A 25,216-nucleotide genomic window follows, 5' to 3' on the forward strand; every position below is an offset into this window, starting at 1 on the left:
GGTTGGTCGGGTTTCGACTGCGAGTCGTACGCCAACTCGCGCCGATCTGACCTTTCCGCTCGGCCCGGTCCGGCCTCCCGGGTCGGCTGTCGCGCCGCTCACCGTCGGACCGATCCGGTCAAAAAGGTCACCAGCAGGTCCTCGTAACGGGTTGGGTCGACATTCCACGAGCCGGTGTGCTCCGCACCCGCGAATTCCTCGTACTGAACGGGCCAGTTCAATCGGCCTGCCGCGTTGGCGAGGGCCCGGGAGCTTTCCACGGGCACGACCGTGTCCTCGTCGCCGTGTATCAGCAACGTCGGCGGCCGCACCCGCGGCGGGTGATCGACCGGCTTCATCCGATCGAAGTCGACCCCCGCGCGTGCGTCGACGAACATCTCCGCGAGAGGGGTGAGGAACGTAGGTACTCCGCGGTGATTCGCCTCCAGGTCGACCGCGGCACGCAGATCGAGAGCGGGCGAGTCGAGCACCACCGCGTCCACGGCATCAGCCAGCTTCGACTTCGTGAGCAGCTGGGTGATGATCATCCCGCCCATGGACCAGCCGATCAGGATGAACCGACGAGCCCCCTTGGTCCTGGCGAACTCCATGGCAGCTTCCAGATCGCGCCATTCCGACTCTCCGAGATGACCGAAGCTGTCGGGTGAGGCCGGCGCACCGTGGTCGTTCCGGTAGGTGATGGCCAGGATAGGTAACGACAGCCGATGCACGGCAGGCATCACGCGAAGCCCTTCGCTTCGGGCACCCGGAACATGAATGCGACCATGTACCTTGATGACCCAGGTGTCGCCCCGGCCTGGCACATGCCAGGCCGGCGCCTCGCCGAGCTCGGTCGGTACCTGTACCTCGTCGAACTCGAGCCCGATCGTGCTCGGGTCATCCGTCGGTGCCCGGTTGGCCACGGCGACCTGGGTCCCGGCCGGTGGAGGGGTACCCGACAGCACGACCCGCTCGACCCGGTCCGGGTCGTTCCGGACGATCGCCCCCATCTCCAGGTGATGACCTCCCTCCCACAGCAACTTGAATCTGCCGGGGCGGACGGTCTCCGAGGACGGCGTCAGAGTGATCGTCTCGGCGGTGGAGCCGAGCACCTTCTCGTCGTACGATACGCGGCCGCCATCAGACGCGCTCAGGATTTCACCGCTGTAATACCAGCCACTTCCGAAACCGGTTCCGGCTACACCGAGAACAGCCGCCACCGCGAATGCGATCGCGCGCCTGCGCGGGAACGAACTTCTCACGACCGCGTCACCGCGACTTCCTTCGTGGATACCGTTCCTTCGTCGGTATGGTCGTGAGTGCGTGCACGAGCCGTGAACCGACGCTCGTCGGTCACCGGTTGGTCGAGCGGGAACCAGACGTCAGCTTTCTCGCCGCGTGCGATCTCAAAATGCTGTTCCGTGCCGTGATCCAGGCTTGCGGTCCCTTTGCACGAAGCCACCGGCCCATGGCCCACCGGTGGACATTTGAGCTCGAGATAGACGTTGAGACCGTTCGGCGTCACCTCGGCGGGCCCGATGATCACTGCGCGGGAACGCCATGGTCCAGCAGGCCCGAGGCCCGCGGGGAACCAGGGGCGCGCAACACCCCTGGCCTCCGCAGTGAACTCCCAGGGCGCGTACACGGCGTACTCGAAGGTTGGATCGGCGGGGAGGTGCGGAGACTCGACAGGCTCGTCCTCGATCGCGTCGAGGACGAGATCGTGAAACCTTCGTTCGATCGCGAAGTCGTTGCTGACGCTGCCATCGCTGCTGTTGGAGCCGAAACCGCTGCCGGTGCGCACCGTAACCAGCCCCTGAGTGGGGAAGACGGTCACCAGTTGCCCCATCCGTCCCGCGTACTGGAACATGTCTTCCGGAAGACCGAGCTTGTCCTTGTCGTTGCAGGCCTTCACGGCCGATCGCCAGATGAGGAAGCCGTAACAAGGATAGACATCCACCGGTCGCAAAGCGTTTTCCACGTATTCCTTCGACAGAAGTTGCTCGCCTTTCCACATTCCCCCACGGCGCATCAGTTCGCCGAGTCGGCCGTATGCCTCGGCGGTCAGGTGCAGGTCGTAGAATCCCTGAGTACGACCTTCGTAGTCGCGCCCCCACTGCCAGGTTTCCGGGGCGATTCCGATCGGAGTGAACAATTTTTCCTGCACGAACTGCTGGAAATCCATGTCGGCCGCGATGCCGATCGCCTCGGCGAGGAGTGCCACACCGGACTGCCAGTATTTCCACGTCTTTCCCGGCTCATCGACCAAGTCGACGGCCAGGGCGTCGTGGACCCGATCGACATCGGCCACGATGTTCAAATCGCGCAGGTGTTGCACCTCGTTACCGGCCGTCATCGTGAGCAGGTGTCGCATGGTCACGGCCCCATGCTCGGCGTCGGCTTTCCCGAAGAATGCCCCGACGGGATCGTCGGGGCTGATCAGGCCCAGCGCCCAAGCCCGGCCGAAGGCAAGGGAGGTCACCGATTTCGCGATCGACCAGCTCTGGTAGGTGTCTTTCGAATCTTCGGCGTTCCCGGCGACAAGGCATCCGTTCCGAAAAATGAGAACCGCCTCCGAATCGTTCTCCATCGCGTACGTGGTCGCCTCGTCGACCTTGTCTTGATTCATTCCCGCACTCGCGGCGGGGACGCGCTCCCACGTGTCCCCGGGTTCAGAGCAGACCTGAGCAGGTGTTGAATCTGCACTTGCTTCCGTCGCTGACGTGTTCCAGCTTGTCAGCAAAATTGACATCACCAGGGTGAACCGGGCGCATTTCCTGAAAGACATTTGCCACTCCCACGACGCTGTGCGACCGACATGAAATTCGAGTTTTCGTAAACTCTGGTGGGAGAGTAGGCGCAGACAGGCAAGTGTGACAATAGCCTCATGCAGGAGATCATGTTATCGGAATGAATTTTCTCATCAAAGGATCGGCGAGAACCACCCACTTCCTTGATCGTTACGATAGGCATACGTTTCGGGTCACTATGGTCAACGAATTGCGGAACGGCAAGAAAACTCGACGCCAACCCCCCGGTCGGGGTATATAGTAATTAACTGCTTGATTGTGAAAAATTGAACTTCTCCCCTGTCGAGACGTGTTTCGCGGCGCAATCGATTCCCGACGGCTGGCGAACGCACATCTCCGCGCCGATGATCCAGCGTAATCAACCAGTAGCGGAGGTGAATAAATGATCAACGGTGCCCTTCGTGCAGTGAGCACGGGTATGGGCGCGGTGGTGGTGCTCGGGCTCGCCCCCGGCGTCGCCGCGGCCTCGCCCGTGCCGTATCAGCTCAACGGCGGAATGACCGCGCCGATCTACTCCTACAGCGACGCCATCCGGGAGTCGGTGTGGGTGCCGATCGGACGGGACGACGACCGGGATGGCAGGACGGACCGGGTAGCGGTGGATATCGTCCGGCCACACGAGCCGTCCACTCGAAGCCAGAAGATTCCGATCATCATGGACACCAGCGGCTACTACGGCAACCTTGGCAGGGGGCGCGAGTCGCAGTTGAAGACCTACGACAGCCACGGAAACATGCTGCTGTCGCCGTTGTACTACGACAACTACTTCGTTCCACGCGGATATGCGGTGGCGCAGGTCGACATGGCCGGTACCAACCGATCCACCGGCTGCAACGATAACAACGGCCCGAACAACACGGCGAGCAGCACCGCTGTCATCGACTGGCTGAACGGGCGCACCAAGGGCTATGCCAGTGTGGACGGAGACATCGAACGGACAGCCGAATGGTCCTCGGGGGCGGTGGGCATGATCGGCAAGTCCTGGGACGGCGCGGCGGCCATCCGAGCCGCGGGCAGCGGCGTCGAAGGGCTCAAGACCGTGGTGCCGATCGCGGCTGTCAGCTCGCAATACACCTGGACCTACGAGAACACCGGCGCTCACCAGCCGAGGAAGCGGACACCCTACGAGTACGCTCGCGATTTCTCCAGCCCGGCGCAGCTGCCGAAATGCCGCGAGTTCCTGGCGGACCTGAAAAGGCGGATCGAACCCCCGGGTTACGTCTCCGGGGACTACTCGCCGGGGTGGGCCGAACAGGATGCCAACCCGACCGCGAAGAACGTGCGGGCGAGCGTTTTCATCGTGCATGGTCAAGCCGACTGGAACGTGACACCGCTGCACTACGGGACCTGGTTCGACCAGCTTCCGGCCGACGTGCCGAAGAAGATGTGGTTGTCCCAGGCCGGTCACGTCGACCCGTTCGACTTCCGCAGGGCGGAGTGGGTTACGACCCTCAACCGCTGGTTCGACAGGTACCTGTACGACATCGACAACGGCATCGACAACGAGCCTGCCCTCAGCGTGGAGCAGGCACCGGATCGCTGGGCCGACTACGCCGCGATTCGTGACCCGCGTGTGCAGACTCGAATCCTGTCTCCGACATTGTCGGAGACCCCTGGGATCGGCGGACTCGGCGAGAACTCCGCACCCCAGGAGAGCGTGACGATCGAAGCCGCCTCCGGTAGCGGGCTTGTCGGCTTGGCGAAGCCGGGCCCCGAGACCGAGCTGAAGAACGAGAACGGGCAGCTGAACCGGCTGGTGTACGCCACCGGCAAACTGACCAGCGATCTGCGGGTGTCCGGCACGCCGAGCGTGACCGTCACCGTGCGCCCGTCGAAGGACATCGCCAAGGAGGATGCGGCGCCGGTGAGCGCCTACCTGGTCGACTATGGCCCGGCCACGATTCGTACCGGCCCCACCAACGCGGGCGGAATCAACGAACTCGGCAGCTCGACGACTACCAGTTGCTGGGGTGCCTACACCTCGTACGACACCGGATGTTTCGAGGACGCGACCGCGACCAGCCAGGATACCGACGCCACGGTGTTCTCGGGCGGACATGGCGACCTGCGCCACGCGAACGACCGTACCAAGGGCGGCACGGTCAAGGCGGGGGAGACCTACACCGTGAACATTCCGCTCTACACCGTCGATCACATCGTCCCGGCCGGCCATCGGCTTGGGATCGTCATCGCGGGATCGGACGATGACGTCCCAGGAGGCGCCGGCCGGTACACGGTCTCGCTCGGGCAGACCTCATTGCGGGTTCCGATTGTCGGCGGCCAGGTGAACGCCGAGGCGCCGGCGAACACCGCGGTCGTCGCCCGCGTGGCGCAGCGGGACGGCGTCCAGCCGAGGCAGCTGCTCGACCTGCCCGTGGCCAGGTGACAGCTCGCGGCCAAGCCGCGACCTGACCGGATTTCACCGACGGGTGGGCCGCCGAGGAACCTCGGCGGCCCACCCGCGCTTCCGGCCGCGGGGGTGCCGCCGGGCTTGGTCACTCTCGGCCGCGAGGGGCGATCCGTGGCATGAGTACCAGGCTGACCCCTAGCACGAGCAGGCCAAGCCCCAGCGCGATCAGGCTCGCCGGCGCGAATCCGGTTGCGGCCAGCGATCGGTGCTGGCCGGCGGCCACCACCTCCGCGTCGGCGGTAAGGCCGGGCTCGCCTGTCGTGGCTGGGGCAGCGGTCACCGAGGTCTTGTCGGTCTTCGTGGTCGCGTGGGGCTGCGTCGTCGTGCGGTACGGGGGTGTCGCCGGCGTCCTGAGTGTCCGTAGGTAGTCGACGATGGCGTCTCTGTCGTGTCCTGGGGTGCTCAGGGCGCCGCCGTGTCCGATCTTGTCGATGACCAGCAGGGTGGCTCTGTCACCGAGCTGACGCTGCACGGACTGGGCCCACGCGAGCGGAGTCGCTATATCCAGAGTGTTGCTCACCAGCAGGGTGGGATGGGCGCTGCGGGACGCGGCGGGCCCCCCGGATCCTGGAGCCGGGCCCGGCCAGCCGACGCACGAGGACGTGTACACACTCGCGTTGGTGTTGTAGCCCACCGTCGGTGCGACACGGCGGGCGGCCGCCAGGTCACCGACGGCGTCGTCCACTGTGCGGATGGCCAGGTCGAAATCCTGGCAGACGATCGGGTCAGCAAATTTGAACGTCTGTGGAGCGGCCGGGCCCGTGGTGGTGTCACCGGAGGTGCCGAAGGGATTGCGCCCGTGGGCGAGTTCGTTCAGCTGCTGGGCGACTTGGTGCATCCGGTTCTGTCCAGCCGTGGTCTCGAACGCGCCGACAACAGAGGCTGAGTCCCATTTATTGCCGAAGTAGTCGCCGGGGATCCGGCCGGAGTCGGCGTTGGCCTGGGCCCGGCGCAGCACCTCGACCGGGTCTTGGCCATGGAGCGCGCAGGAGCTGGTGGAGGCACACCAACGGGTGAACGTTTCGAACACGGCCTCGCCGGTCGCGGCCGCGGCGGTGACAAACTGCCTGCGGTCTGCCGCAGGGTCCATCGTCCCTTCCAGCACCGATGCGCGCACGTGCTGGCCGAACCGTGCCAGATACCGATGGGCGATCAGGGTGCCGTAGGAGAATCCGTAGATGTTGATCTGGTCGAGGCCCAGGGCTTCGCGGAGATAGTCCAGGTCGCGGGCGGTGTCGGTGGCGCTCAGGTGGTCGAGCAGGTCGGCCGGAGCGGTCGCGCATGCCGCGCGCGACAGCTTCTGGTCGGCCTTGAGCTGGTGCAGCCCGGCCTGACTGGTCGGCGGGATCCGCGGAGGCAGGATGAAGCCCTGAACGTCGCAGGTCAGTGGACCGGACTCGCCCACGCCCCGCGGATCCAGCGAGATCAGGTCGAATTCGGGCGCGACAGCGGGCAGCCCGGTGAGACTGATGTCGCCGGTGTTGCCGGGGCCGGATGGAAGGCTCGCTATCGTCCCGGCCGTCGTGTGACCGACCGCCTTGCGCCGGTACACCCGTACCGTCGTCGTCTCACCGTGCGGCCGAGACCAGTTCACCGGCACGGTGATTCTTCCGCACTCCACACCGTCGGCCACGTCGTCGCGTCGGCAGGGTTCCCAGGTCACAGCCGGCCGGTGTGGCTCCGCGGTCGCTGGAATGGCCGCTGTCCCCACGATCGCGGCAACCGCCGCCACGGACGCAACCACGATCCGTCTCTTCGGTATGGGCATTTCCGGTCTCCTGATTCGGGTCAGCCGCGACCGAAGAGAGAATGAGGCAAGACCGTTCAGACACGGCGGCGCGAGTAGCTCGGATCATGAAGGCCGGTGACGCCATGGGGCGAGGTCCGATGGTCAGCCCAGCCAGGAAGCCGGTCGTGTCGGAGTGCTCGGGTTGGGAAGCTCCGACACGACCGGCTCATGTGGCCACATCCGCGCCGGGGCGGGGCGCGTGACGGGACGTGGCCGGTCCTTCTCCTCCGGGCGGACCCCCGGTCGTAAGGGGGTGACCGAGTGTGGTGCCCGCGGTGCCGGTCGTGCCACCGAGATTCCTGGTGCCATCGGCCACGAGACACTCTCACCGCGCAACGTATATGTTGGCAAGAGTCCCTTCCAGCTGTCGTCGCTGTCGGCCGGATTCCGCGTGAACCTCGATGGTAACGGTGATCATGCCGGCCGGGCAGGACGAAAAACTCACCTTTCTTCGCGGCGACTTTCACGGCCGTTTCGTGAATTTTTGCATCCCTTTTTGGCGGGGGATTGTTGTGAGATAGTTCGGCCGGGATCGGCGAGTGTATCTGGAGAAACCATGAAGTCGCGTACGCTGAAACGCCTGGTGACGGTGTCGTCTTTCGTGCTTGTCATCAGTGGAGTGGCGCTGCCGGGTGCGGCCGAGGAGCGGGAACCGTCGACGGAGAAGCTGACTTTCGTCGGTACGGAGAAGCTCTCGAAGAAGTATCTGGGGCAGGAGCTGAAATGGAGTGAGGACAACTGCAGCGAAGCGGACAAGGACAGGCGTAAGGATCCGGCCTTCGCCGAGATCGCCTACCGGAAAGTGGAGTGCGCGAAGATCACCGTTCCGCTCAACTATCTGGAGCCGGATCGCTACACGCTCGAACTCTACGCGTTGCGGGTGCGTGCGGCCATGTCGGAGGGGGAGCGGGCACGGCCGCTGTTCGTGAACCGGGGCGGCCCTGGCGGAACGGCATCCGACTATGCCATGCAAGTCGCCGACAGGTTGCCCGCGCTGTCGGAAACGCACGACATCATCGGAATCGATCCACGGGGAATCGGCCAGTCCAGTCCGGTCCCCTGCAGCAGCAAGAAGCTCGATCCGGAGAACTACCGGCCCAGCGCGCGGGTTGACGACGGAACCGACTGGTCGTGTGTGATCAAGTACCGACAGGCTGCTTTCCTCGGGACGGAGAACGTCGCGCGGGACTTCGACCTGGTGCGTCACCTGCTCGGTGAGCCGGCGATCGACTACTACGGGGCCTCCTATGGTACCGAGCTCGGCCGGGTCTATCAGGCACTCTTCCCGACGAGGTCGGGGCGGTTCATCCTGGACAGCAACTCGGCGGTGCAGGGCGCCAGGGATAGCCAGGCCCACAATTTCCCCCGGCGAGCAGAACAGCTGAAGGCCTGGTTGGCGAGGCACGACGACAAGTACGGCCTGGGCGAGTCCCAGAAGTCGGTCGAGGAGTCCTACGCCGCGATCCTCGCGGGAGCCGCCGCGGGCAGGCTGGGAGGACTGTCGAAGGATGACATCGACGAAGCGTGGGAATCTGCCTCCTACGCCGACTTGGCTTTCTCCGGGTTCGCCGAAGGGCTTGCCGACGCCAAGCGTTACCTGGCCGGCGATCGGAACGTCACGTTGATCCAGGTTCGTGACAAGCTCTTTTCCGCCTCCGCCCAGAGGGATATCCACAGCTTCTATGAGGACGGCGCCGGAGGAATCCTGGTGCGGATGGCGGATTGGGGAGAGCTTGCCGTCAACTCCGACTGGATGCTCCCCCAGGTGTTCGCCGACAGCAGGAAAGAGAACAGTCAAGGGAAATGGAGACGCGCACTGATGTCCGCCGGCAGCCTGGCGGATATCACGCCATTCGGCGACGGCGAGCTTCGGATGGTCCCGGGGATCAGCGACATCAGGAACAGCGACAACTTCCCCTTCGCGTTGATGCTGCAGGCCGAGTATGACCCCGCCACGACCTGGGAGGAGGGACTGGCCACGCTGGAGTTGCTGCCGAACTCGAAGCTGGTCGCGATCCAGGGGTCCGGCACGCACGGGGTGTTCCGTGGAAACAATCCGTGTTCGGACGTGATCGCGTACCGGTACCTGCAGCGAGGGGAGCGCCCCTTGGCGCACGTCGTGTGCCCCGGCGTCCCGTTGCCGGGCGACGACAAGGTTTATCCCGGGGAGATGATCACGAAGTGGCAGGAGGCGACCGAGGTCCCTGCCGCCCCGGTGTTGCTGTCGCCACAGCCGGACGCGACGGTGAAACCAGGTGCCGAGGTCACCGGTGAGCTGCGACGGGAAGGGGATGTCGCGCCGGTCGCCGAAACTCGGACCGTTTCGATGCTCGTCGACGGGCAGCAGGTGCAGACCGTCAAGACATCCGCGGACGGCAAGTGGCGGGCGAAGCTCCCGGAGAATCTCGCCGTCGGACGACACAAGCTGTCGGCGTCGTTCACGGACTCGGCGGGCGGACGGGCCGCGGAGTCGGCACCGGTCGAGTTCACGATCGAAGCGGCGGATGCCTCCGCCCTCGAGATCAAGCAGACGCACACGCCGAACGCGACGCCAGGGCAGGACGCCACGATGACGGTGACGTTCTCCGCGCCGGCCGGGATGCCGGTGCTGGCCTCGGCTGAGCAACGGTTCGTCGCGCCGACCGGGTTCCGGTTCACCGGGGTGGCCACGCACGTGCTCGACGGTGGCGGCCAGGGAAGCGCCCTGAGGACCCGGGTGGAAGACGACGGCCGGGTGCTGGTCGTACTCGATCCGATCCGGCTGAACGTCGACGAGGGCAACCGAAGCTCCGCCGACCACCGGACGGTCGTAGTGCGGGTATCGACCAGGACGGCAGACGCCGGTACCCATGCCGACGGCACCGTGACGGTCGGATCCGCGCGCCCGGGTGTGCTGGCCGGAACGATCAACAAGCAGGCCCAGCCCCGAGGTTAGGACCGGACGGGAGCCGGCGCCCGGCGCCGGCTCCCGTCCGGTGCAGGCCGACGAACCGATGTCCGTCGGGAACGTATGTGAACGCTCTATTCTTGGAGTTCTACCAATGCGTAGCTCGGTCAACACGTCTGTGTCCCAGTCCGTCCGGTTGGCGACCCGGCCTATCACGGTCGCGCTGCTGGACCGGGTGCCCCTCGTGCACATGTCGGTGAAGGTCCTGCTGGACGGTGCTGACGATCTCTGCTGGGCCTGGTCGTGTGCGGATCTCGATTCGGCGATACGGCAGTCAATGGCTCGTCGGCCCGACGTCGTGGCTGTTGAATCGGACATTCTGGTCGGAAGTGCGTATTTCAAGCCCAAGACAGCGGATCGGCTGGCCGACACTGTGGTCGCCCTGGTGAGCGAAGCGCACCACGTGCAGAAGCTGCTGAAACTCGGAATCCGTTACATGATCTCCCGAGCGGTTCATCCGACCGACTTCGCAGACCTGCTCAGGCGGGCACATTACGGTGGCGCCCTTGTTCCCCTTGTTCCCCGCCAGATTCGGGACCACCAGGCCAATCAAGAGTGGGGCAGGCAGGGCGATCGGTCCGACGCGGCACTGACCGGCCGGCAGCTGCGAATCCTGCAGCTGATCAGCTTCGGTCTCAGTAACAACGAAATCGCCGCTACGTTGACCATCTCGCCGGAGACGGTTCGCACGCACGTGAAGAACCTCTACCGGATTCTCGACGTGAAGAACAGGGCGCATGCGGTCACGGTGGCCTATGCGCGCGGTGTTCTGGACGCTCACCGGGTGAGTTAGGCCTCGGGTCCAACTTTCGTATTCCCCGCTTGGAGGTAGTTGTCTTCTCGGGCCCTTGACGGCACGTAAGGGTGGGAATACTTTCCGTTCGCGGAAAGTCAATCCATGCCCCGGCTTCTTCGGGCACGTTTCCGTACGAGAAGTGTTTCTTCGGTTGTCTGCCTTCGCGGTACCCGACGGTGCCGCGGACCGAGAACGAGATGAGTAGGTAATGCGTAATCGAAAGTGGCGGATGCATGCTCTGGCCGTCGCAGCGGCCACGGCCGCGATGGCCTCACGACCACGACAGGCACCGCGCAGGCGATCGTGGGCGGGAACCCCGCGTCCACCAAGGACTACCCGTGGTTGCTCAGCTTCGAACAGATCATTAAGACTTCCATCGACACCGTGGCCAGCTGGCGTCACGGGTGCGGTGCGACGCTGGTGGGCCCCAACAAGGCGGTCACGGCCGCGCACTGTGTGCCGGGGCTGGCCCCGGACCAGGCACGTGTCGTCCAGGGCCGTGACAAGACCTCGTCGCGTGAGGGTAAGACCGTGAAGGTGGACAGCATCTGGTCCCATCCGAAGTTCGACGGACTCACCCAACACGGGTACGACGTCGCCGTGCTGACCCTGCGAGAGTCGCTGCCTGGGCCCTACCTGCCGATCGCCTCAGCTGAGGACAGGGATCTGTACACCGAGGGACAGCATGCGACCGTCGCCGGTTGGGGAGCAGTCCGCCATGAAGGGCGTGGTTCGGGCGAGCTGCGTGCTGCCCAGGTCTCGGTCTACTCGGAGGAGATGTGCAGCAACGACTATCCCGACGACAAGCCGAGGAACGGGCAGTTCTGCGCGGGGTTCCCCGAGGGGGGTGTCGACACCTGCCAGGGCGACTCGGGTGGGCCGTTGATCGTCGACGGAAAGCTCGCCGGTGTGGTGTCGTGGGGACACGATTGCGCAGCCGCGGGTACCGCCGGGATCTATGCCGACGTGTCCAGATACTCGCCGTTGCTGCGGCAGCAGATCGGCGATGTGCCGGCCGAGGAGACGGTTGGGGCCGGATAGCCTGGTATCAGGGCGTCGAGAGTTAGAACAGTGACATTGGGCTGGTGCTTTTCGGGACGCGGAGTGCTTCCCGCGGAGCACCAGCCCTTCTCTCTGTGCCGGGCTTCCAGGGGAATGGTTCCCGGTCGTGTGTGCGGAGGTAGGCGTCATCGTGATGGGAAAGGCGAGTGCCGTCGTGCAGTGGGAGTGCCGGACGCGGGTTCATGCCGGTGAGGACGCCTGGAACCTGGCGGCATCCGGGGGCATTCTCCGGCCGCGGAGCGTGCTGGTCCTCGGTGCCGGATTCGCGGCGGCGAACTTCGGTCTCGTAGAGGACATCCGGCGCACGCTCGACGTGCCGTCCGAGCTGGTCCATCTGGTCAAGGCGCCTGCCACCGTGGATCAGGTCGAGTCCCTCGCCGCGGTGCTGGCCCGTGGTTCCGCGGAGAACGTGGTGGCGATCGGAGGCAGCTCCGTACTGGACGTGACGAAGCTCGCCTGTCACCAGTTCGCAGACGAGCGAACACTGCCGATCGTGCGCGCCCGTGGAGCGCGCCGGGGTGTGATCGCATTACCCTTCGAGGCGCCCGAGCGAGTCAGGCAGGTACTGGTGCCCACCACGATCGGTCCCGCCGCGGAGATACGTCCCTATGCCGCGGTGCGGCTTCGCGGGCATCAACGCCTCGTGTACGGCCCCGCACTCCCGCCTCCGCACGCGATCATCGACAGCGGTTTCACCGAGTCCTTGGCGAGGCAGTCGATTCTGGACGGGCTGCTGTTGTCCCTGACGCGATTCGTGGAACCACATGTGGAGGGTGGCGACCGTGGCGTGCTGATGACGGCGGCCGTCAGGGCCGCCGCGAGCATACTGGCCTCACTCGGCTTCCGCGCGAAGGACGCCGAGCTCTCGGCGTCCGATCGCTTGCTCGCCTGTTATCTGAACGCCGCGCAGAGCGGTCTGGTTTTCGCCGGACGACACCCTTATGTGAGTATGACCTGGGTCATCGCGGCCGAGTTGATGGGGGTGCTGGACGTCCGCCCGGTGACCGCGCTGGCCGCTGTGGTGCCGTCGCTCTGGCGGCGGATCGAGGACGGTGACCGGCGATTCGGTGACCGGGAGCGGCTTCGGGAGGCATGGGAACGGATTCGGGCTGCGGGGTCCGTGGATCTGCCGGAGGACCCGGCGGCGGGGATCTCCGTGTTGATGCGGTCCTGGGGAATCGAGAGTGACGTGGTGTGCACGGAACGGGCGGCGGTACTGGCCGCATCACGCGCTGCTCGCTTCTGGGGCGGCAACCTGTCGGCGGTTGCCGGAGTTCCGGTCGCGGACCTCACCCGCCTGATCGCCGACTCGGTGACCCTGAGTGACCAGATCCGGACCGCCGGTGCGTCGGAGCCCGATCGTCCGTTGTCCTGACCATCCCGTCCGCTGTCCGTAATGCCTGCCCGACCGGCCATTCGGGAAAATCGGCCCCACCTGCGTTGGTGTTTATTTTTTCACTCTGCGACCGTGAATTCGAATACACCCCACTAGGGCGATCCTTTTCGTGTCCGCTTGTTGTGGCTACTCGATTTAGTCATAGTAATTCTCGATCCCCGAGGTAAGGGGGCTGTCGAGATAAAAGTGGGAGATTCACTCCATGAGTAACGGGAAACGGAAGCGCGGGGGCCTGAAGTCCCTCATGCGTGTGGCTGCGGTCACCACGCTCGGCGCAGCCCTGGCCGGCGGGGTCATCGCTCCAGGGGTCGCGGCGGCCGATGACAGCTGGGTGCCGCTGACGAAGGCCCCAGGCGCACCGGAACGCATGCAGTTCACGGTGGACCAAGAAGATGGTGTCGCGGTTCCTGGTAAGAAGACGACGGTCGCGGTCGAGTGGAGCCTGTGGAACATCTGGTCACAGTTTCAGGCCGACAAGGCCGGCAACGGCGATCTCAACGCCTGGCACGACCTGCTGAAGGTCGGCGCATGGCAGACCGCCACCCTGATGCTGGAGGGCCAGCCGTGCGAGGCCTACAGTGCCGACCAATCCGGCTCGCAGAAGTTCGAGCTGGGAGAGGCCGGGGGGTTCAATCTCGAGCCAGTGGACGCCGTCGGGCTAGTCGGACAGGTCCGGAACCTCGTCGCGGATCTGGTCAGCGGAGTTGCCGGCGACAATGCCGTCTCGGAATTTGTGAACACGAAGGTGCGGGCCACCTGCACGTTCATCGTGCCGGAGAACCCGGGTGACGTCATCACCGTCGGCGGTGATGTGGGGTTGAACAACCTCTTCGGCCTGGTGCACAGCACCGAGACGGGTAGGGCCACACTGCCGGTCAAGGCGCCCAAGGCACCGCTCCAGCCGCAGATCGCGCTCGCCGGCGTCCAGGCTGAGCTCGAGGCGGGAGCCCAGCTCCACGGTACCGCTGAAGCCGGCACCGACATCTATCTGCGGGTGAACGGAAACCCGTTCCCCCAGTTCAAGACGGTCACGGACAAGCAGGGCAACTGGACGCTGAAGCTGCCGGAAGAGTGGAAGCCGGGCGAGGGATACCAGGTCCAGGCGGTTTCCCAGCGGAGCGAGGGAGGGCTGACGGCCACGTCGGACAGCAAGTTCATCACCATCAAGTCCGGCGAAGCACCCGCCCCCGTGGTGACGAAGCCGGTGATCACCTCGCCCGCCGGTGACGTGCGGCCGGGCGACGAGCTGACGGTGACCGGCAGCGACGGCAGTGTGTTGACCGTCGTCGACCAGAACGGCACGCAGATCGCCGGGCCGGTCGTGGTCGCCGATGGCAAGGCTCGTATCAAGCTGCCGGCGGACCTGAAGGACGGCAGCCAGATCAAGGTGATCGCCAAGCCGAAGGACGGCAACGGCAAGCCGGTGGAGTCCGACCCGAAGCCGGTCAAGGTCGAAAAGCCGGAGTTCTACCAGATGGTGGTACCCACCGCGAAGCCAGGCACGACCGACTTCCTTGACGTCAACTTCGAGCCGAAGAACGGTGACATCCTCAGCATCGCGGGCAAGACGGTGACGCTGAAGGCGCCGAGTGGGTTCTCCTTCGGTGACGTGTCCTACGTGATCGTCGGTAACAACGGCAACGGCGAAGGCCACGGGATCAACAACCTGGTCAAGCGCAACGATGACGGGACGATCGCGGTGACGTTGCCATCGGCCGAGGAACTGAAGAGGACCTACTCGGACGGCATCAAGGCGTTCAAGCTCTCGATCACGGCCATCGCCAAGGCGGACGCCGACGCGACCGTGGGAGGGAGGACCGATGGTCAGGCCACCCTCGACGGGTACCCGCCGGTGATTCTCGAGGCGACCGTCATCAAGCCGTAGCGGTACCGATCAGTCAAGACGGTTTGCATCCTTCGCAGTAATTCATCGACGTGGCCGGAACCGCCGGTTCCGGCCACGTCGATGAGCTCGGTCCGACCAGAAGCTCAGTCAGCGCAACGTTCGGAAACTCATCTGGAGAGATCATGTCCACACTGGACAACCCGGTGGTGAACCAGGTCGCGGATCCGGAGCAGCCGCGCTCCGGCGGCCGGCTGCCGTCGCCGGCAGCTGCCATCGCGGCGGCAAGCGGGCGTGCGCCGGCCGAGGTCGTCGACGACTGGGTCAAGACCGGTGATCCGGCTCAGGTCACGGATCTTTTCGCCCTGGCACCAGGGATTCCGGCGACAGTTCTGGTTGTGCACGACGGTGGTGCCGAGGTCCCGAAGGTGTTCAGTCAGGCGGCCCACGCGTGGATCGCCTTCCGCGAAGGTGCGGCAGGTACGAGGCTCACCGCGGTCGGCGACCGGCTGAACAGGAAGATCGCTGTCACCGAACCGGATGGTGCCGTCGACTTCCTGCCGATCGACGAGGAGTCGGTGACCGGCATCATCGCTCCGGACGCGTTGCGTGCCTGGGGCGAGTACCTGGACGATCCGGACACCACCGCCCGTCCCCAGGGAAGCGGCCTGTGGCGGCTGGGTTACCTGGTTCTGGTTCCGGTGGTGCTGGCTCTGGCGTTTCTGTTCTTCCGGGTGACGATGGACGACTCGTTCATCACCTGGCGATACGGCAGGACGCTCGTCGAGCACGGGGTCTGGAACTGGAACAGCGACGGCCCCCTGGTCGAGGCGTACACCAACCCCATCTACGCGGCGCTGTCGATCATCCCGGCCTTGCTCGGGATCTCCGCCGAACTGTTCTTCAAGATCCTCGCGGTCTGTATCGCCATCGGCTACGTCGTCGTCGTTCGCCGGGCCCGGTTGCCGAAGGCTCAGGAGTTCGTCCTGATCGCGGTCGCACTGGCCAGTCCGGTCTTCCATCTCCAGCTGTTCATGGGGCTGGAGACGGTGTCATTCGCGTTGCTGGTCGGCTGGTTGTTCGCGATCGTCTACCGCCGCGGTGCGCTGGGCCCACTCGGGTTCGTGGTGGCAGGTGCCGTCGCGCTGAGCAGGCCGGAAGGCATCGTGCTGACCGCCGTGGCCATCGGTTGGTCGCTGCTGATCGACCGTGGCAAGGCCAACCGGCGCGGAGCGTTCATCGTGCTGATCGGATGGGCGATCTACTGGGGTGCTCGGTGGTGGTACTTCGGCTCGTTCTTCCCGAACACGTTCTACAAGAAGACCGGCGGCGACGAACCGTTGCTGATCCGGGTCATGCAGACGCTGCCGATCGCCGGCCCGATCCTGCTGCCCGTCCTGATCGGTCTCGTGCTGGGCTTCACGCTCTACCGCCGGGTCACCGGGAAGTCACTGCTGTCGCGGACCGAGACGCTGCGTGACGCGGTGCCGGTAGTGCTTGCGGTGACCTCGGCCCTCGTGGTGCTCGGCGTGTACCGGCAGTCCGACCTGGTGATGGACACCGGGAACCGATTCTATTGGCAGTTGCTGTTCCCCGTGGTTTTGCTGGTGCTGAGCAGGCCGGTCCGGCTGGGATCCGGCGCCGCCGTCGAGGAGCGGGGCCGGCAGCGCGGGATGGCATTGGCAGCGGTTGCCTTGGCGACCGCCACCGTCATCCTGTGGGCGCCCGCGGAGTTGTCGACGGGGGTCGCGATCGGGACCGGGATCGTGGCCGTGGCCGTGGCGGCGGGCGCCATGCGCAAGATCGCGGCGGCCACCGTGCTCGCCGCGGTCGGGCTGTCCACCGTGATCGGCTTCGGTGAAGCCACCGAGATGACCAGCATGCTGGCCTACCGCTACCGGCTGGCCGCCGCGCACGAAGCGGTCGGCAAGGCGATTTCCGATGCCGCGCCGCCCGACGGCGCCGTCGCCGTCGCCGATGCCGGTGTGCTGCCCTACTCGGCAGACCGCCGGGCAATCGACATCGCCGGGCTGGCGACGAGCGAGTCGGTCGACGGCATCCTCGACAGTGCGTTCCTGGAGGGCCAGAACCTGCAGCTCGCCATCCTGCTGTCCAGTTCGAACGACGCCGGGTCGGTTTGGCGTGCGCACGCCGCCGAATCGGTGCACGCCTACGTGAGCGACCCGAGCCGCGACTTCTGGTCGGCGCCCGCGGCGGAGTTCGCGCCGAACTACCACCTCAACTACTGGATCGGTCCGCAGTGGCGGGGCAGTGACCTGTCCCAGCGGCTCAACCAGGTGTACCAGGAGTCCTGGCGGCAGAACGACAGGTCCGACACGGAGATCGTGATGGACAACGTCTGGAACTTCTCCTTCCTGGGCAGGTAGCGGCCATGTTGAGCACATTGATCGGGGTCTTCACCTACACCAGCAGCGCCGTCTTCATCACGTACGTGTGTGCGATCGTGGTGCCGTTCGTGAACCGGAGGACGCTTCCCGAAGGCAACCAGCACGAGTTCGAGTGGCATATCTTCGTGCCCTGCCGGGACGAGGAAGCCGTGATCGGTGACACGATCTTCCGATTGCGGGCGACGTTCCCCGAAGCACACGTGTGGATCATCGACGACGACTCGCACGACGGCACGGCGCAGGTGGTCACCGCGCTCATGCATGCCGCCGGCGAACCCGACCCGCTGATCCATCTGGTACGCAGGCGCCCCCCGCACGCGCGCACCGGGAAAGGCGACGCCCTCAACGCGGCCTACCGGGAGCTCGCAGCCTGGCTGGGCAGGCACCAGTCCTGGGACAAGGTCATCGTCGGCGTCGTCGACGCGGACGGGGTGCTCGCGCCCAACTGCCTCGACGTGTGCGCCGCGGACCACCTCTTCGGCAATGGCGCGGTAGGAGCCGTGCAGGTCGAGGTCAGGATGCTCAACCGCCACATCGAGCCGGACTGGCCCGGCCGCTTCAGGCGCTGGGTCGGGCTGAAACTCGTCCAGCTCCAGGACATGGAGTTCCGCACGGCGATTTCGGCCATCCAGAATTCGCGGACGTACGCCGGGACAGTGGCGATGGGTGGCAACGGCCAGTTCACCAGGATGTCGGCGTTGCGCAGCATCGCCCAGGGAACCGGCCAGCCCTGGCGCGGTCTGCTGCTGGAGGACTACGAACTCGGCCTGCATCTGCTCATGGCGGGGTGGCGTACCGCGTGCACCTCCGACACCCATGTCTCCCAGGAGGGGCTGTACAGCCTGCGGCGATTCATCACCCAGCGAACCCGGTGGGGGCAGGGAACCATGCAGTGCGTCCGGTACCTGCCGGCGGTCTGGCGGTCGCCGCATTTCCGGGCGGTGGGTGTCACCGAGATCAGTTACTACCTGATCCAGCCGTGGCTGCAACTGGTCGGTGCGCTCCTCTATCCGATCCCCCTGCTGCTCCTGCTCTGGCAGATGATCGACGATCCGTCGAGACTGTCGACCGCGCTCACCGGTAGTGGCTGGCTGATGCTGATTCTGTTCCTGGTTCTGGCCACCGGACCCTTCGTGGTCTGGGGGTTCATCTACCAGTACCAAGGCCGCCGCGAACCCGGCTTCCTCACCGGTCTCGGTATGGGACTTGGTTTCGCACTGTACGTGTGCACTTTCTACGTCACCTCGGTGCGCGCACTCTGGCGGATGGTCAGAGGCCAGAACGGCTGGTCCAAGACCCGGCGCAACGCCGAGGTGGTGACCGGCCGGGAGGTCGCCATCGAGGCGTGACCGGACCGAAATCCTTGTCCAACAGTTCTCCGAAAGTGAAAGAAGGAAACGAATGTACAAGCCAGGAACCGCCGGCGTCACCGGAGGAGTGGGCACACTCGCGGTGACCGGTGCCGGTATGAGCTGGTGGATCTCACTGGCGGTGACCCTGGTCATCGCGGGCACGTTGGTCGTGCTGTTCGCCCGCCGCCGCAGGCGTCTCGCCCGAGAGGATGGAAGCTGACGATGTCGCGGGAGATCATGCTGTTCGCCGGCACCAGGCCGGAAGCCATCAAGCTGGCGCCGGTCGCGTTGTCCGGCACCGAGGCCGGGTTTCTGACCACGATCGTCGCCACCGGTCAGCACCCCACCATGGTCGAGCAGGGGCTGGCGCCGTTCGGCCTCTTCCCGGATTTCCAGCTTGAGCTGTCCAGAGTGGATGGATCACTGAGTGAGCTGTGCACGCTGATGATGCCCGCTGTGGACGAGCTGCTGGCCGAGCGGGATCCGGCAGCGGTAGTGGTGCAGGGTGACACCGCGACCACACTCGTCTGTGCGCTGGTGGCGTTCTGGCGGCGGATCCCGGTGGTTCACCTGGAAGCCGGGTTGCGCACGGGCGATCTGGCCTCGCCGTTTCCGGAGGAAGCCAACCGGCAACTGGTTTCCCGCATCGCGTCACTGCATCTCACGCCGACGCCCGCCGCCGCGACGGCACTGGTGACCGAAGGCGTACCGGCTGAACTGATCGAGACGACCGGCAACACCGTGGTCGACGCCGCGCGCTACATCGCCGCGCGGGACCTGCCCCCGAGCAACCCCGCGATCGCGGCGGCAGGGCAAGGCGCAGGTCCTTTGGTGCTGGTGACCGTGCACCGGCGGGAGTCCTGGGGGCACGGCATCGCACACGTCCTCGAGGCGGTACGCGGCATTGTCCGTGAGTTCCCGGACGTCAGCATCGTGCTGCCGGCGCATCCCAATCCGGACGTGCGCAGGCAGGTCGTGCTCACGCTCGGTGACCAGCCGAACGTCACGATCACCGAGCCGCTCGACTATCCGGACCTGGTCTGGACGCTGAGCAGGTCGGCACTGGTGATCACCGACTCCGGCGGTATCCAGGAGGAGGCTCCCACCTTCCGGGTGCCCGCACTCGTGGTTCGCGAGACGACCGAGCGCCGCGAGGCGGTGGAGGCCGGGCTCGCGCGGCTGGTCGGCACCGACAGCCCGACCATCGTCGCGGCCGCACGAGAGATCCTCAACGGCGACAGTGTGTTGCCGGAGGTGGCCAATCCGTTCGGCGCGGGCGACGCCGCGGACCGCTCTGTCGCGGCGATCGGCCGGATGCTCGGTGTGGACGGCCGGAAGGTGGCGGGTGGGGATCCGCTCATGGCTGTCCGCCAGACGTCGTGGAGTGCACGGACGTGGGGCAACAGGCCGTGACTGTTCCGAGTGGGCCTCCGGACCACTCGGTATCAGGCCGCAACAGAAGACCGGTGATCTGGCGGGTGGTCGGTGTCGTCGGCGAACTGCTGGCGATTCTCGGGATCGTCCTGATCGGTTACCTCGCTTACCAGACATGGGGCAAGCTGGAAGAGATCGACGACTCCCAGGCGCAGCTCGACCAGCAGCTGTCCCAGTCCTGGCAGGAGGAATCCGAGCCGGCACCGAACTCGCCCGGAGCGCAACGGGCGCGTCCGGCGGGAAGCCCTATGATCCGTCTCTCGATTCCCCGGCTCGGTCGGCGGTGGACGGTGGTCGAGGGCACCGGTCTGGCGAACCTGCGGGCTGCGCCCGGTCACTATCGCGGCAGCCAGCTGCCCGGAGAGCTGGGGAATTTCGCCGTGGCCGCTCACCGGAGCCCGGGACTTTTCTGGGACCTGGACATAATCCGGGCCGGTGACGAGATCATCGTCGAGGACCGGGACACCCGCTATGTGTACCGGGCCGACGATCCGAGGATCGTCAGTCCGGCCGCTTCCGAGGTTCTCGCACCGGTGCCCGGCCAGCCCGGTGCGGAGCCCGTCACGGCACGGATCACTTTGACGACCTGCAATCCGAAGTGGGACAACTACGAGCGGCTGATCATTGGTGGCCAGCTCGAGTCCGCGACCCCGAAGACGATGCCGTCCGGAGGAACGTGATGATCAGTTTCGTTTGGCGGCTCCTTCCGGGGCCGCGCTGGGTCCGGTTTCTGGCCATGGTCGCGATGGGGGCGGCGATCGCCGCCGCACTCTGGTACGGAATCTACCCGCGGTTGCCGGATCTCGTGCCGCTCGACGAGCCAACCGTGGAGTGAGGCCGAGCGAGTTCCAGCGATGAGCGATTCACCACACCACCGTGACGAATCGTACTGCCCCGGCGGCCGCGACGTGATTAGCCTGCATGCGGGAATTCCTTCAATCGACCGCGCTCGTACTCCCGGGCGGCGGGGAGGAAACAAGATGAACTGGAGCCACGTGCGGTTGCCGGCGCGCGCCCGGCGCGGCCTTCTGTATTGGGTGACGGGAGTCTCCGGAGAAGGTGGACGGGTGTGGTCACTGGAAAGCGCGGAGCACGCTGACTTCGCCGCACGCATGTTGGGAGCCGGTGACCTGGTGTTGATTCCGGCGGGCACGCCGGACCTGCCCGCACTGCGGGCGAAAACGCTGACCTTCGACGGAGCGCTGCTGGCGACCGGAGACGTGGCTGTTGTCGGTGGCGCCCGACTGCTGCGGGTGCAGGACTATCTTTCGGTGGCGTTCACCCCGGTCACCGGACCGACGGCGGTCCGGGTCACGGGTCCGGCGGATCTCGGCGCCTTTCTCGCCGATGCCGACCTCGCCAGGAATTCCGGGGTGTTCGTGGACCAGCTCACCCATCCCATGGTCTGGCTCGGTGATCGGTGCGCTCTCGGCGACGGCGAACGATGTGGCGCCTCCACACTGAGCCGGCTGCACGTCACCGGGTCCGGGCAGGTACACCCGGCTCCCGGTGGCGCACCGATCGGGAGGGTGAGCTCGACGATGGAGGAGCTGGGAAGGGGAGCACAGCTGGCCGCGGTGCGGGGGGATCCGTGCCTCGCGGGCGTCGTGTCCGCGCCGATGCTGGCCGCGGCCGTCGCCGACCGGCCCTGGCTTGGCCGGTATCTGCGGGCACTCGATGCGCTACGTGCCGTCCGGACCACCTCTGAGGCACGATTCCGGGTCTCCGGCTTCGGCGCGCGACTGGTGGGCGGTCTGCGGCCGCACCGGATGGAACGCGCGGACGAGCCGCTGGTGCTGTTCACTGACGAGGACTTCGTCGTCTACCAACCCGGTGAGGACCGCTGTCTCCGGCTCGGCAGGGACGATGCGGCGATCACCGAACTGCTGGTGGCCACGGCCTCACCCGACGCGTCAGCCCTGCTGGCGACCGCCCTGCTCGGTTTCGACAGGCACTTCGCGGAGGCAGCGGTCGTAGAGGTAGGCAACCGTTGTGCCGGGGCTGGCATCCGGCTCCCGCATCTCGAGGGCGTGCGATGAGGCGGCTTCCCACGACTGTGACGCGGCCCGACCGGACCAGGTGGGACGATCCGCACGAGATCGTGGACGTGCTCGGCGTCCTCACCGGCACGGTGTGCTCCGTCCTGGACCTCGGTTGTGGCTCCGGCCGGTTGACCCTGCCGCTGGCGCAGCGTGGTTATACCGTGACCGGGCTGGATTCGTCGGCCGCCATGCTCCTTCTGCTGGCGGCCCGGCTGGCCGAGGTCGACGGCGAGACGGCGGCGCGGGTACGTTCGGTGCTCGCCGACATGGTGAGCTTCACGCTGGGGGAGCGTTTCGGCGCGGTCGTACTGGGGGCGGGCTCGGCCTGCCTGCTCGGTCGCGCGGAGCGAAGTGCGTTGTACGGGCGGATCCATGACCATCTGACACCGGACGGCGTCTTCCTGGTCCCGGTCGCCGGGGGCCAAGGGGCCGCCGGCGTGCCTGGGGAGCCGAGCCCGCCCTGCTCCGAGCAGGTCCGGGGCGAGCTCGTGCGGCACGGCTTCGAGGTGTTGTCGGTGCTGCCACCCCGGCAAGGACAGGGCGGGCAGGGCGTGGCGGGACTGCTCACCTGCCGGGTGAAGGCCCACCGCCGGAGTCAGGCCTCCTGTCTGTAGTCTCTCGGTGAAGGTCAGATCCAGCCGACCCGCTGTGCGATGCGAACCGCGTCTGTCGCATTGCGTGCGGAAAGCTTGGCGATAATGCGGGTAATGCGATTCCGCACTGTGCCTTCGGCGAGGAACAACTGGCGCGCGATCTCCGGTGGTGGGGTCCCCGTCGCCGCGAGCTGGAGGATGCTGCGTTCACGAGGGGTCAGCGGATTCTCCCCGGCGGCCAGTGCGGCGGAGACCAGATCGGACGATACGACAGTCTTGCCCGCTTTGACCTCACGAATCGCGCTGACCAGCTCGGTGGTCGAAATTCCCTTCGGCAGGAAACCTTCAACCCCGATGGACAGGGCGTCACGCACGATGCCTGGTTTGTCCAACGAGGTCAGCAACACGATTCGAGTGCCGGGGAACAGTCGCCGGAGCTCTTTCGCCACGGAGAGGCCGCTGATTCCGGGCAGGCCGATGTCGAGCATCACGATCTCGGGCCTGGTGGTTTCGACCAGCTCGGCCACGTCCTCGCCGCGCTCCGCGGCAGCGACCACCTCGATGTCGGGCTCGAGCTCCAGAAGCGACGTCAGAGCCTCACGCAGGACCCGCTGGTCCTCGACCAGCAGAACTCGGATCGTCATGTGTTCTCCTCCGGTGGTGACGACCGGTCTCCGCAGCGTCTGGATTCCGGGTTCACCCGGCGGGGAAGTCGGCACGGCAGGTCTCCTCGCTGGTGCAGTTGATTCACTAGTGGGACATGATCGAGGCGAAGCCATGACGGTGAATTTTCTCACCTCCTTGGCATGAGGATTCTCACGCTCTCCGGGTGCGTCGGGGGAGCGTGGTGCCTGGCCGCACCTCCAGCGGATCGCTGTAGCCGAGCCCGGCGACCTGCCACGTCCCGGGACACCGCCCATTCCCCCCGTATTGGAATTATTCAGCGGGTTCCGGCCCCGAGTAAAGCACGTTCTTCCTGCGCGGGTAGGTCCTGTTACAGGCCTGTGACGTCGTTGTCGATGACTTCGAATATTGCCGAAATAGTCTTCATGGCATGCGCACGAGGTTATCTTCCGTATTGCTGGCCGCTGTAGTTTCTGTGGGGGCTGTCGCGGCAACGGCCGCGCCCGCCTCGGCTATCGTTGGCGGCGTCGAGTCAACTACACCCTATTCTTTCGTGGCCTCCCTGCAAATTCCGTCCCCCGATGGTTCCGAGGAAAGGAGAACGGACTCGCAGCACAAGTGCACGGGCACGCTCGTGGCACCTCAGTGGGTGCTTACCGCAGCTCATTGCGCTTTTCATGGATTCGGTTCTTTTGCGCTCACAGGTGAGCCCCAAAACTGGAAGGTGCGTGTCGGTTCGCTGGACACCAACACCGGCGGCGAACTCATTCCCGTTGACAGGTTCTACGCACAGGGACTCCCGGCGGAACGAGGCACGGACGTCGCGTTGCTGCATCTCAGCAGGGCCAGCCGGGCAAAGCCGGCTCAGTTGACGGTGCGGGATCCCTTGCCAGGCGCGCCGGTCAGGATTGCCGGATGGGGGAATTCCTGCGCGTCCGATGAGCGCGTGCCGAACTGCTATGGCCAGAAGCTGCGAGAAGCCGATACCAGGGTGCAGCCGGGCTTCCTATGTGACGCGGACAAGAGTCCGGGCGCTCTGTGTGCCGGCAGCGTCGATGGCAGCATCAGGGCTGGTGACATGGACTCCGGCGGGCCGCTGCTGGTGAAGGATCGTGACGAGTGGCAGGTCGCCGGCACGGTGGTCAACGGTTCAAGCGATGCACCTACTCAATACCTCGGAGTTGCGTCTCGGATCGGCTGGATCAACCGAATTCTCGCCGGTGCCAGTACTCTCCCCGGCGAGGTGTCCCGGGGCAGCTGAGAACCCTCCGAGCCGGCGGTATGACGTACTCGATTCGGTGCTCCGGCGCTCAATCCTCACATGGCGGGTGCCGGAGCTACGGTCGGCAGGGATATCAGCTCAGTGAACGCTTGACCGCTGGATCTGAGCCGAACCGGTCTCCTCGGGGTTGCGAGCACGAGCTCGGCACGGCATGGGTCGCTCGGTGAGCGGCGATCTCATCCTGGCCGGTGATTGCGGTGCGGTGCTCGCGGGGCCGTATCCCTGGCGGTGGCCCGGCGTCGGTGCCTGGTGCGCCGGCGCCGGGCCGAACCGGCCCCGGCGGATGGGCCGCGGTGATCCCCGCGAGGAGGAACCCAGTACGGCGAGGAACTCGTCGCAGGGCGCGGATCCGGCGGCGATGAGGTCGGCGGATTTCCGGTGCGGGACGCTAGTGTCGTGGACGGCGAGTGTGCCGTTAGCGGTGAGAGTCAGCGCCCAGAGGTTGCAGG

The 25,216-nt window shown here is 65.9% G+C and carries 19 protein-coding genes; 15 read left to right on the top strand and 4 right to left on the bottom strand.

Going from position 1 to position 25,216, the window contains the following annotated elements; all coding sequences use genetic code 11:
* Positions 1-98: 98 nt before the first annotated feature.
* Together EWH70_RS18440 and EWH70_RS18445 are read right to left on the bottom strand one after the other, a co-directional pair.
* Positions 99-1,241, bottom strand: a complete 1,143-nt coding sequence (locus EWH70_RS18440) for an alpha/beta hydrolase family protein (protein WP_130476689.1) — start codon at positions 1,239-1,241, stop codon at positions 99-101.
* Positions 1,238-2,608: a serine hydrolase domain-containing protein gene (locus EWH70_RS18445; protein ID WP_165436321.1), complete on the bottom strand. Its 1,371-nt coding sequence runs from the start codon at positions 2,606-2,608 to the stop codon at positions 1,238-1,240. The genes EWH70_RS18440 and EWH70_RS18445 overlap by 4 nt, the downstream gene beginning before the upstream one ends.
* A 563-nt stretch (positions 2,609-3,171) precedes the next feature.
* On the opposite strand from EWH70_RS18445, the gene EWH70_RS18450 reads away from it, so the two are divergent.
* The gene (locus tag EWH70_RS18450; RefSeq protein WP_130476691.1) at positions 3,172-5,175 is read left to right on the top strand and encodes a CocE/NonD family hydrolase; all 2,004 of its coding nucleotides are present in this window, start codon (positions 3,172-3,174) and stop codon (positions 5,173-5,175) included.
* A gap of 109 nt (positions 5,176-5,284) precedes the next feature.
* On the opposite strand, the gene EWH70_RS18455 is transcribed toward EWH70_RS18450, so the two are convergent.
* The gene (locus EWH70_RS18455; RefSeq protein WP_165436322.1) at positions 5,285-6,862 is read right to left on the bottom strand and encodes an alpha/beta fold hydrolase; all 1,578 of its coding nucleotides are present in this window, start codon (positions 6,860-6,862) and stop codon (positions 5,285-5,287) included.
* Positions 6,863-7,544: 682 nt separating this feature from the next.
* Between EWH70_RS18455 and EWH70_RS18460 the strand changes: the two genes are divergently transcribed.
* The 13 genes from EWH70_RS18460 to EWH70_RS18515 all read left to right on the top strand — a co-directional run bounded on the left by EWH70_RS18460 (position 7,545) and on the right by EWH70_RS18515 (position 22,882).
* Positions 7,545-9,923, top strand: a complete 2,379-nt coding sequence (locus EWH70_RS18460; protein ID WP_130476693.1) for an alpha/beta fold hydrolase — start codon at positions 7,545-7,547, stop codon at positions 9,921-9,923.
* Positions 9,924-10,131: 208 nt separating this feature from the next.
* Positions 10,132-10,728 (top strand): helix-turn-helix transcriptional regulator, encoded by a 597-nt coding sequence (locus EWH70_RS18465; RefSeq protein WP_165436323.1) that lies wholly within the window; start codon positions 10,132-10,134, stop codon positions 10,726-10,728.
* 306 nt (positions 10,729-11,034) lie between these two features.
* The gene (locus EWH70_RS18470; protein WP_165436324.1) at positions 11,035-11,772 is read left to right on the top strand and encodes a S1 family peptidase; all 738 of its coding nucleotides are present in this window, start codon (positions 11,035-11,037) and stop codon (positions 11,770-11,772) included.
* A gap of 154 nt (positions 11,773-11,926) precedes the next feature.
* A complete protein-coding gene (locus EWH70_RS18475) occupies positions 11,927-13,168 on the top strand; it encodes an iron-containing alcohol dehydrogenase (RefSeq protein ID WP_420809078.1) in 1,242 nt (413 codons plus the stop codon).
* Positions 13,169-13,433: 265 nt separating this feature from the next.
* Positions 13,434-15,074: an Ig-like domain-containing protein gene (locus tag EWH70_RS18480; RefSeq protein WP_130476697.1), complete on the top strand. Its 1,641-nt coding sequence runs from the start codon at positions 13,434-13,436 to the stop codon at positions 15,072-15,074.
* A 143-nt stretch (positions 15,075-15,217) separates the two neighbouring features.
* Positions 15,218-17,419 (top strand): hypothetical protein, encoded by a 2,202-nt coding sequence (locus EWH70_RS18485; RefSeq protein ID WP_130476698.1) that lies wholly within the window; start codon positions 15,218-15,220, stop codon positions 17,417-17,419.
* Between the two features lie 5 nt (positions 17,420-17,424).
* Positions 17,425-18,789 (top strand): glycosyltransferase family 2 protein, encoded by a 1,365-nt coding sequence (locus EWH70_RS18490; protein ID WP_130476699.1) that lies wholly within the window; start codon positions 17,425-17,427, stop codon positions 18,787-18,789.
* Positions 18,790-18,841: 52 nt separating this feature from the next.
* The gene (locus tag EWH70_RS18495) at positions 18,842-19,012 is read left to right on the top strand and encodes an LPXTG cell wall anchor domain-containing protein (protein WP_130476700.1); all 171 of its coding nucleotides are present in this window, start codon (positions 18,842-18,844) and stop codon (positions 19,010-19,012) included.
* Between the two features lie 2 nt (positions 19,013-19,014).
* On the top strand, positions 19,015-20,205 hold the full coding sequence (gene wecB, locus EWH70_RS18500; RefSeq protein ID WP_130476701.1) for a non-hydrolyzing UDP-N-acetylglucosamine 2-epimerase: 1,191 nt from the start codon (positions 19,015-19,017) through the stop codon (positions 20,203-20,205).
* A gap of 53 nt (positions 20,206-20,258) precedes the next feature.
* Positions 20,259-20,906 carry a class E sortase gene (locus tag EWH70_RS18505; protein WP_165436326.1) on the top strand — a complete coding sequence of 216 codons (648 nt, stop codon included), beginning with the start codon at positions 20,259-20,261 and terminating at the stop codon, positions 20,904-20,906.
* Positions 20,906-21,061, top strand: a complete 156-nt coding sequence (locus EWH70_RS35505) for a hypothetical protein (protein ID WP_165436327.1) — start codon at positions 20,906-20,908, stop codon at positions 21,059-21,061. The genes EWH70_RS18505 and EWH70_RS35505 overlap by 1 nt, the downstream gene beginning before the upstream one ends.
* A gap of 145 nt (positions 21,062-21,206) precedes the next feature.
* Positions 21,207-22,265, top strand: coding sequence for a daptide biosynthesis RiPP recognition protein (gene mpaB, locus EWH70_RS18510; RefSeq protein WP_338078591.1), 1,059 nt, complete (start codon positions 21,207-21,209; stop codon positions 22,263-22,265).
* Entirely contained in the window at positions 22,262-22,882 is a 621-nt protein-coding gene (locus EWH70_RS18515; RefSeq protein ID WP_130476704.1) for an SAM-dependent methyltransferase, read from the top strand. The genes mpaB and EWH70_RS18515 overlap by 4 nt, the downstream gene beginning before the upstream one ends.
* Before the next feature lie 14 nt (positions 22,883-22,896).
* Here EWH70_RS18515 and EWH70_RS18520 read toward each other — a convergent pair whose 3' ends face one another.
* On the bottom strand, positions 22,897-23,505 hold the full coding sequence (locus tag EWH70_RS18520) for a response regulator (protein WP_130476705.1): 609 nt from the start codon (positions 23,503-23,505) through the stop codon (positions 22,897-22,899).
* A 410-nt stretch (positions 23,506-23,915) separates the two neighbouring features.
* Here EWH70_RS18520 and EWH70_RS18525 point away from each other — a divergent pair, with 410 nt between their 5' ends.
* A complete protein-coding gene (locus EWH70_RS18525) occupies positions 23,916-24,746 on the top strand; it encodes a S1 family peptidase (RefSeq protein ID WP_130476706.1) in 831 nt (276 codons plus the stop codon).
* The last annotated feature ends 470 nt before the right edge of the window (positions 24,747-25,216 follow it).

It is taken from the genome of Amycolatopsis suaedae (assembly GCF_004214935.1).
GTDB classification, from domain to species: Bacteria; Actinomycetota; Actinomycetes; order Mycobacteriales; family Pseudonocardiaceae; genus Amycolatopsis; species Amycolatopsis suaedae.

Bases quoted from the DNA above. Each gene is read 5' to 3' on its own strand.
- EWH70_RS18445 (WP_165436321.1), bottom strand. From the start codon at position 2,608: ATGAATCAAGACAAGGTCGACGAGGCGACCACGTACGCGATGGAGAAC.
- EWH70_RS18450 (WP_130476691.1), top strand. From the start codon at position 3,172: ATGATCAACGGTGCCCTTCGTGCAGTGAGCACGGGTATGGGCGCGGTG.
- EWH70_RS18460 (WP_130476693.1), top strand. From the start codon at position 7,545: ATGAAGTCGCGTACGCTGAAACGCCTGGTGACGGTGTCGTCTTTCGTG.
- EWH70_RS18475 (WP_420809078.1), top strand. From the start codon at position 11,927: ATGGGAAAGGCGAGTGCCGTCGTGCAGTGGGAGTGCCGGACGCGGGTT.
- EWH70_RS18480 (WP_130476697.1), top strand. From the start codon at position 13,434: ATGCGTGTGGCTGCGGTCACCACGCTCGGCGCAGCCCTGGCCGGCGGG.
- EWH70_RS18485 (WP_130476698.1), top strand. From the start codon at position 15,218: ATGTCCACACTGGACAACCCGGTGGTGAACCAGGTCGCGGATCCGGAG.
- EWH70_RS18490 (WP_130476699.1), top strand. From the start codon at position 17,425: ATGTTGAGCACATTGATCGGGGTCTTCACCTACACCAGCAGCGCCGTC.
- EWH70_RS18495 (WP_130476700.1), top strand. From the start codon at position 18,842: ATGTACAAGCCAGGAACCGCCGGCGTCACCGGAGGAGTGGGCACACTC.
- wecB (WP_130476701.1), top strand. From the start codon at position 19,015: ATGTCGCGGGAGATCATGCTGTTCGCCGGCACCAGGCCGGAAGCCATC.
- EWH70_RS35505 (WP_165436327.1), top strand. From the start codon at position 20,906: ATGATCAGTTTCGTTTGGCGGCTCCTTCCGGGGCCGCGCTGGGTCCGG.
- mpaB (WP_338078591.1), top strand. From the start codon at position 21,207: ATGAACTGGAGCCACGTGCGGTTGCCGGCGCGCGCCCGGCGCGGCCTT.
- EWH70_RS18515 (WP_130476704.1), top strand. From the start codon at position 22,262: ATGAGGCGGCTTCCCACGACTGTGACGCGGCCCGACCGGACCAGGTGG.
- EWH70_RS18520 (WP_130476705.1), bottom strand. From the start codon at position 23,505: ATGACGATCCGAGTTCTGCTGGTCGAGGACCAGCGGGTCCTGCGTGAG.
- EWH70_RS18525 (WP_130476706.1), top strand. From the start codon at position 23,916: ATGCGCACGAGGTTATCTTCCGTATTGCTGGCCGCTGTAGTTTCTGTG.